The 5,921-nt window shown below is 54.2% G+C and carries 7 protein-coding genes and 1 pseudogene; 6 read left to right on the top strand and 2 right to left on the bottom strand.

What is annotated here, in order from left to right:
* Positions 1-266 precede the first annotated feature (266 nt).
* The 5 genes and pseudogenes from AC1HCZ_RS04415 to AC1HCZ_RS04395 all read left to right on the top strand — a co-directional run.
* Positions 267-1,052, top strand: a complete 786-nt coding sequence (locus AC1HCZ_RS04415) for a tRNA (adenine-N1)-methyltransferase (RefSeq protein ID WP_479462337.1) — start codon at positions 267-269, stop codon at positions 1,050-1,052.
* A gap of 170 nt (positions 1,053-1,222) precedes the next feature.
* A complete protein-coding gene (gene cas4a, locus AC1HCZ_RS04410) occupies positions 1,223-1,939 on the top strand; it encodes a type I-A CRISPR-associated protein Cas4/Csa1 (protein ID WP_479462336.1) in 717 nt (238 codons plus the stop codon).
* Positions 1,936-2,853, top strand: coding sequence for a CRISPR-associated endonuclease Cas1 (gene cas1 / locus AC1HCZ_RS04405; RefSeq protein ID WP_479462335.1), 918 nt, complete (start codon positions 1,936-1,938; stop codon positions 2,851-2,853). The genes cas4a and cas1 overlap by 4 nt, the downstream gene beginning before the upstream one ends.
* Complete coding sequence (cas2, locus tag AC1HCZ_RS04400) at positions 2,844-3,092, top strand: CRISPR-associated endonuclease Cas2 (RefSeq protein WP_479462334.1); 249 nt, start codon at positions 2,844-2,846, stop codon at positions 3,090-3,092. The genes cas1 and cas2 overlap by 10 nt, the downstream gene beginning before the upstream one ends.
* Positions 3,043-3,435 (top strand): annotated as a pseudogene (locus AC1HCZ_RS04395) (CRISPR-associated protein Cas4); the annotation flags it as partial. The gene cas2 and the pseudogene AC1HCZ_RS04395, both read left to right, overlap by 50 nt.
* A 102-nt stretch (positions 3,436-3,537) precedes the next feature.
* Here the strand turns inward: AC1HCZ_RS04395 and AC1HCZ_RS04390 are convergent.
* On the bottom strand, positions 3,538-4,308 hold the full coding sequence (locus AC1HCZ_RS04390; RefSeq protein WP_479462333.1) for a CRISPR-associated endonuclease Cas3'': 771 nt from the start codon (positions 4,306-4,308) through the stop codon (positions 3,538-3,540).
* Complete coding sequence (cas3, locus tag AC1HCZ_RS04385; RefSeq protein ID WP_479462332.1) at positions 4,295-5,716, bottom strand: CRISPR-associated helicase Cas3'; 1,422 nt, start codon at positions 5,714-5,716, stop codon at positions 4,295-4,297. The genes AC1HCZ_RS04390 and cas3 overlap by 14 nt, the downstream gene beginning before the upstream one ends.
* Between cas3 and AC1HCZ_RS04380 the strand changes: the two genes are divergently transcribed.
* Positions 5,687-5,921, top strand: a 235-nt coding sequence (locus AC1HCZ_RS04380; protein WP_479462331.1) for a helix-turn-helix domain-containing protein, incomplete at its 3' end; no start/stop codon positions are given. The two genes, cas3 and AC1HCZ_RS04380, sit on opposite strands and share 30 nt — an antisense overlap.

The following is a 5,921-nucleotide window of genomic DNA, read 5'->3' as shown; positions in this document are numbered from 1 at the left end:
CCCTTAAAAGGCTTTCGTTCTACCGCTTCCTTACAATTCCCAGCTATTTTTCTCTCCATTTAAGAAATTTTCCTCTGCCCTTACCCCCAAGGCCTTGGGCGTTCCCATGAAAAGATATAAGGGGGTTGAGAAATGAGAATAGTAATGGTACGGTTTCGAATATAGCGTGTTCCCACGGGCTCAATGAGGACAATGGAAATGAGGAGTGAGAAAAAGTTGATTATTTGTAATACAAAATTAATTAAGTCATATTTGGTGCTATATTCTTGCCGGAACCCGCCTACAAGGAGACGACGTTGGAGGTAAGGGAGGGAGACTTGGTTGTGATATACATAGACAGGAGAAGGAAGAGGTTGGTAAGAGTTGTTAAGGGAAAAATCTTTGGGAGTGACTTAGGCGTCTTGAAGCTTGACGATATAATAGGCAAGAGGTATGGCGAGAGCGTGGATCTCAGTACGGGCGCTAAGGCGTATATCCTCAAACCTACGCTAGAGGACGTCTTGTTCTCATTTAAGAGAAGGACTCAAGTAATCTACCCGAAGGACTTGGGCTTGATGGCTGTGAAGCTCGGAGTCGGACCGGGGAAGGCCTGTTTGGAGGGAGGCTCGGGGTCAGGCTTCGTGGCGGCTACCTTGAGGTGGTTCGGCTGCGAGGTCGCGTCCTTTGAAGTTAGGAGGGAACACTTACACATCGCCAAAAGGAACTTGGAGGAGGTAGGGTTGGATGTAACCTTCGTCAAGGCGTCTATAAGAGAAGCCCCGGAAATTTTCGGTGAGGAGCGCTTCGATGCAGCGGCGATCGACGTGGGGGACCCTTGGGAGTACGTGGACGGGATCTGGAGGGCCCTCAAGGGCGGCGCCCCGGCGGCTTTCTGGCTCCCCACATACAACCAACTCGAGAAGTTGAAGGAAGCGTCACGGGGCAAGTTCGTATGGATGGAGAGCGTGGAGGTTAGCGAGAGGAGGGTTAAGGTAGAGAAGGGCGCCACCAGGCCCGAGCAGACAGGGATAACCTTCACGGGCTTTTGGGCGTTCCTCAGGAAGGTGTACTGAATATTATCCCCATTAATAAGTTTTCATCAGAAAGCTCTTTATCTCTTATATGAGATCATTCTCGAGTGCTTTCCCTTAAACCTTCGGAAAGACCCCCTCGACCCCAAGGACTTCTCACTTTCGGTGTTTCTCATTTATTGTCAAAAGTGATACTGCACAAGTATCCTTCGGTGGGAACCGCGCTACCCAGGTGGGTTTGGGACGAGCTGAGGGCCACCGCCGGGGAGGCGGTGGTCCACACGCGGGGCTGGGACTGGCAGCTCTTGCAGCCCCGTTATAGGGCGAGGCCGAGCGTGAGCGACCTAACCAGCCCTTGCCCTACTAAGAGAGACGTGTACTTGAGGAAGATCCTAGGAATAAGGGTTGAGAACAAAGCAATGAACAGGGGGAAAGCCGTTCACGAGGCCTTCATGGCCCCCTTTAAGGGTGTGGAGCTAGAGACTCAGGACCCCCTCTTGAAGAGGGTTTACGAAGAGGCGAAGGTTAGGAAGGCGGCCGCAGAGGAGGAGGGCATACCCGTCAAGGTGGAGCCCGAAATACCGGGCCTTTCCATAGGCCTCTCGAGCTCCCTCAAGCCGGACTTCTTAGTGGGGTTTATACCGGTCGAGGTGGTTTACGGTAATGGCCTCGAGCGGAAGAGGTTGGCCGTTACCGGTTACGCATTGGCCTTAGAGTCTTGGATAGGTCACCCTGTAGACGTGGGCATAGTGGTGAGCGTTACCGACAAGAAGACTTACTGGAACGTGGTCAGGATACACGAAGGGTTGAGGAAGAGGTTCGTAGAGGTGAGGGACGAAGTTGCGAGGATCTTGAGCGAGAAGGAAGACCCGGGCGAGCCGGAGGAGTGTCCGAAAACTTGCCCCTTCTTGGAGGTGTGCAAGAAGTGAACGCCTTCGTGATCTCAGAGCCGGGAAAGTTGTTCGTCAAGGACGGGGGACTTGCCTTCGTCAACTCTAGGGGGGAGGTAACTTACTTGGCGAACTTGTACGACGTTATAATATTGGCTACATCAAAGGTCTCCGTTACGGGGGCCGCCCTCAGGGCCATGGGGAGGCTCGGGGTAGACTTGGTCGTCTTAGAGTGGAACGGCAGGCCTTCGGGAAGGCTCTCTTCGCCCGTGCCGAACAAGAGCGCCAGCACGCGACTCAGACAGTACGAGGTCATATTGAAGGGGGAAGGGTTGAATTATGTCAAGCCCATCATAATTAGAAAGATAACCGAACAAGGAAGGACTTTGAGGTACTTCGCAAAGACGAAGAGGTTCAAATGGCTCAGGGAGGCCAGCTACGAGCTGGAGAAGCTCGCGCTCGACGCCTCATCCGCGAAGTCGCCGGAGGCGCTGAGGGCCGTGGAGGCTCAGGCAGCGAAGCTCTACTGGGGGCTGCTCTCGGAAACCTTCCCGGATTTCCCGGGGAGGGAGCACGAGGGCTGCGACCCCTACAACTCTTCAATTAACTATTCCTACGGGATCCTCTACTCCTACGCATTCAAGGCATTGAGCGTAACGGGCTTGGACCCCTACGCGGGGCTCTTCCACACGATTAAGAGCGGGAGAGAGGCCTTGGTCTACGACTTCTCGGAACAGTTCAAGCCCTTAGTAGATAGGAGGACTTTGCTATCGGCACCGAAGCTGGAGGTTCACAACTGTTCTCTGACCTACGCCTCCAGAAAGGCTCTTGGGGAAGAGGTCAAGGAATTCTTGGAAAGGTGCGACAAGGCCTTGCTGGCCGAGGCGTGGAGCTTGGCCAGTTCGATGAGAGAGGGAAAGGAGTACGTCCCGGGGTGGAAGGGGTGTACGTAATAGTTTTTTACGACGTGAGAGACGACGGGAAGAGACTAAAGATTATGAAGAGGTTATTGGCATTGGGCTTCTCTAGGCTCCAGAAGAGCGTTTACGTAAGGAAGGGGAGTAGAGGAGATGCTAAGGATGCATTCAACGCTACAGTCAAGTACCTAGGGAATGAAGATAGACTCTTCATCATAGTTGTGAGTGACAAAGAGTTCCGGGAGGCGTGGAGGGTTGAAGGGGAGGCTGGTTAACGCCTACGCCCTCTGTCCGGCTTTCGCTTACTTCAAATACCACTTCCCCGAGCCCCCGACTCCCTCCATGGAGTTCGGGAAGGAGTTGGACGTAAGGGAGTTAGTAGAGAAGTTCGTGAGGCCCGAGTGCGAAGTGAAGTATCAAGTGGACTTGAGGGGGAAGCTAGGTTCCGGGAGGGCGGACGCGCTGCTCGTGTGCGAGGGACGGCTAGAGGTGATTGAAGCGAAACTCAGCGAGGGCTTCAAGAAACAGCAACTCGCCCAAGCGGCATTTTATTGTTTGTTGGCGGAAGAGCAGTTCGGACTCCCTTGCAAGGCACTCTGGCTCTGTTCCTCTGAACGGTGCGAGAGGAGATCCTTCAGCTTTTCCTTGAGGGAGCACGTGAAAGGGTTGTTAGAAGAGCTTTGGAGAGGGATTTGGAGGGCTTGCCGAAGGGCAAGCCCTCTAGATATTGCAACTACTGCAAGTACTCGGGCTTGTGTCCTTGGAAAGTCTCGCAATGATGTCGCAGACCTCTTGAAATGGCTCCTCGAGCCCCTCCCGGACGCGCTCCAAGGTCAACCCCCTCTCCTCTAACGCCCTCCTGACGTAGCTGCTGGGCTTCTGGGTGCTGTCGGCCCTCCTCGCGAGGGTGGCGGCGACGCTATCTGCCAAGCTCAAGAACCCTGCCAGCACGAAGCCCTTGCCCAACAACGCCTCTTTGTCCTCTAACTTCCGTGCTCTGTCATCTATTTTGCTAATGTTGGCTTTGGTCCCCCTCAGCCCTTTCAGCTCCGGCAACAGCTCGCCCAAGAGTCCGACGTCTCCCAAGGGAGCGATGTAGTCCTTACACTCTTCCAACTCCCTCATGGCGTGGTGGTGTCTCAACACTGCGTAGAACACGGCGTCGCGGTCCGGCTTCGTTCCCTCGAACAGGCTGTGCAGCTCCAGAACTACTTTGGCGGAGAGCACCTCGTTGCACTTGAATGACAGCTTGCCGTTTTTCCCAGACTTCTTAAGCTTTTCATACTTTTTTAACACTTCTTCGTTGGCCTTTCCTACGTCGTGTAACAAGGCCGCAACTACGAACTCCTCTACCAAGTTGTGTAGTTCGAGTTCGTCCTTGAATATTAGCAAGCCGACGGCGGCCGTCTTGAGGCTGTGCTCGCAGAGGCCCTCGAAGATTACCTTTCCCTTCCTAACTTCGTAATAGGCAGGCACGTCACTGGAGGTCAACTTTCAACCCCCAACCCTTTATGTATGAATTCTCCGGAACCTCAACCACCAAGCCCAAGGCTCCGTAATCCTTAAGGAGCTTCGAGTAGACCTTACAAGCGTTCTTCTTGTCCAAGCTTTCCAGGAGGTAATTTGCCTTACTACCCAAGGACTCTTCACCCTCAAACTTCACTACCTTCAAGTCCCTCGCCTCCAGCCCCCTCTCGTAGGCGTACGCGAGCCAACTCAAGGAGACCTCCAACCTCTCCTCCCCGGCCCTGAGCTCTATCAGCGCCGAGTCCCTCACGAAGGAACACAGCTCGTCCAAGAGGTTCTTTATACCCTCTATGTCGGGCAGAGGTGTCATCGCCGCTTCTGCCAGAATACTCTCAACCTTGTAGTACTTAGGCTTACCCTCGAGTTCGTTTATCAATTTCAGAAAGGTCTTCCCGCTCTCCGTGTCGTCCAGCTCCCTCCACTCTATTCCGTCTTCTACCTTAATTCTTTCAAAGGCCTCCAAGGACTCGCGGTAGTAGGGACCCTTCGAGGGCTTTAGCACGGTCACCTTAGCCTCCTCGCACCGCCTCGACCTGCAGAGCCTCCCGGCCCTCTGGGCCAGCGAGCTAACGGGCGCTGCCTCCGTTATCAAGCGCGTTGCGCCAACGTCAACCCCCGCCTCTATCACTTGGGTGTTCACCACGACCTTAGCCTTCTCTATTCTTTCTACAGCCTTTTTCTTGTCCTCCTCGCTCAGTCTCCCGTGGACCAGCACTAAGTCGTCGCCGAAGTGCGTCGAGAGGAGCTTGGCCGCCTCCACTGCTCTCTTAACTGCGTTGGCCACTATCAACACCTTTCCCGACATTGCTTCGTCAATAATATCGTTCAGGTGGTTCGAGAGGTAGTCCAACAACTCCTCCCCCCTCGCTTCGGTCTTCCAGCGAATGTCTGAGGAGAAGTCCTCAACCCTCACAATTTTATTATTAATTTTCGAGTCCTTATAGCACTCCTTGCATACGGCCACTACTTTGGTCTCGGGGCCCATCTTCCTAGCTATTTTCCTCAGTTCGTATTCCGGCAAGGTAGCGGTGGCTACTAACACCTTCGTCCCCAAGCCCTTGGAGAGGTGACCGAGGATCTCTAAGGAGGCGTGGAGGAAGTCCCTCCCAACAGTCCCCTTCTCGGTCCAAGGCTCGGATAACAAGTGAGACTCGTCAAAGACCACTAACGATGAGAACAAGTTGGCCCTCGGATACTCGTAGTGACCATAGCTGTACTTCAACAGCCACCCGAGCTCTGCCGGGAGGAGTCTCATCAAGTTCAGAGACAAGTAGTCTATTGTGGAAACTACCCTCCGGCCGCCCAAGTATGGACACTTGCCCTCCATCTTAATGCCGGAGGCGTGGCACGCCTCTCCGTACTCGCGGAGCAAAAAGTTGAGCTGTGGGCCGGGCACGAAGGAGGGGGCCCTTGTTTGGAGCTAAGGGTCCCCAGTCCCTTCGACAGCGCGCTCGAGGCCCGGGTCTACGCGACGTTGGCCTTGAGGGGCGAAGCCAGTTTGGATGAGCTCAGCAAGGAATTGGGTATAAACAAGAAAACTTTGTGGAGCGTATTGGACAAGCTTGAGAAAAACGGTT

This window comes from Ignicoccus sp., assembly GCF_056435145.1.
Note: the sequence above shows the minus strand (reverse complement) of the source record. Positions and strands in the feature narration are given on the sequence as shown.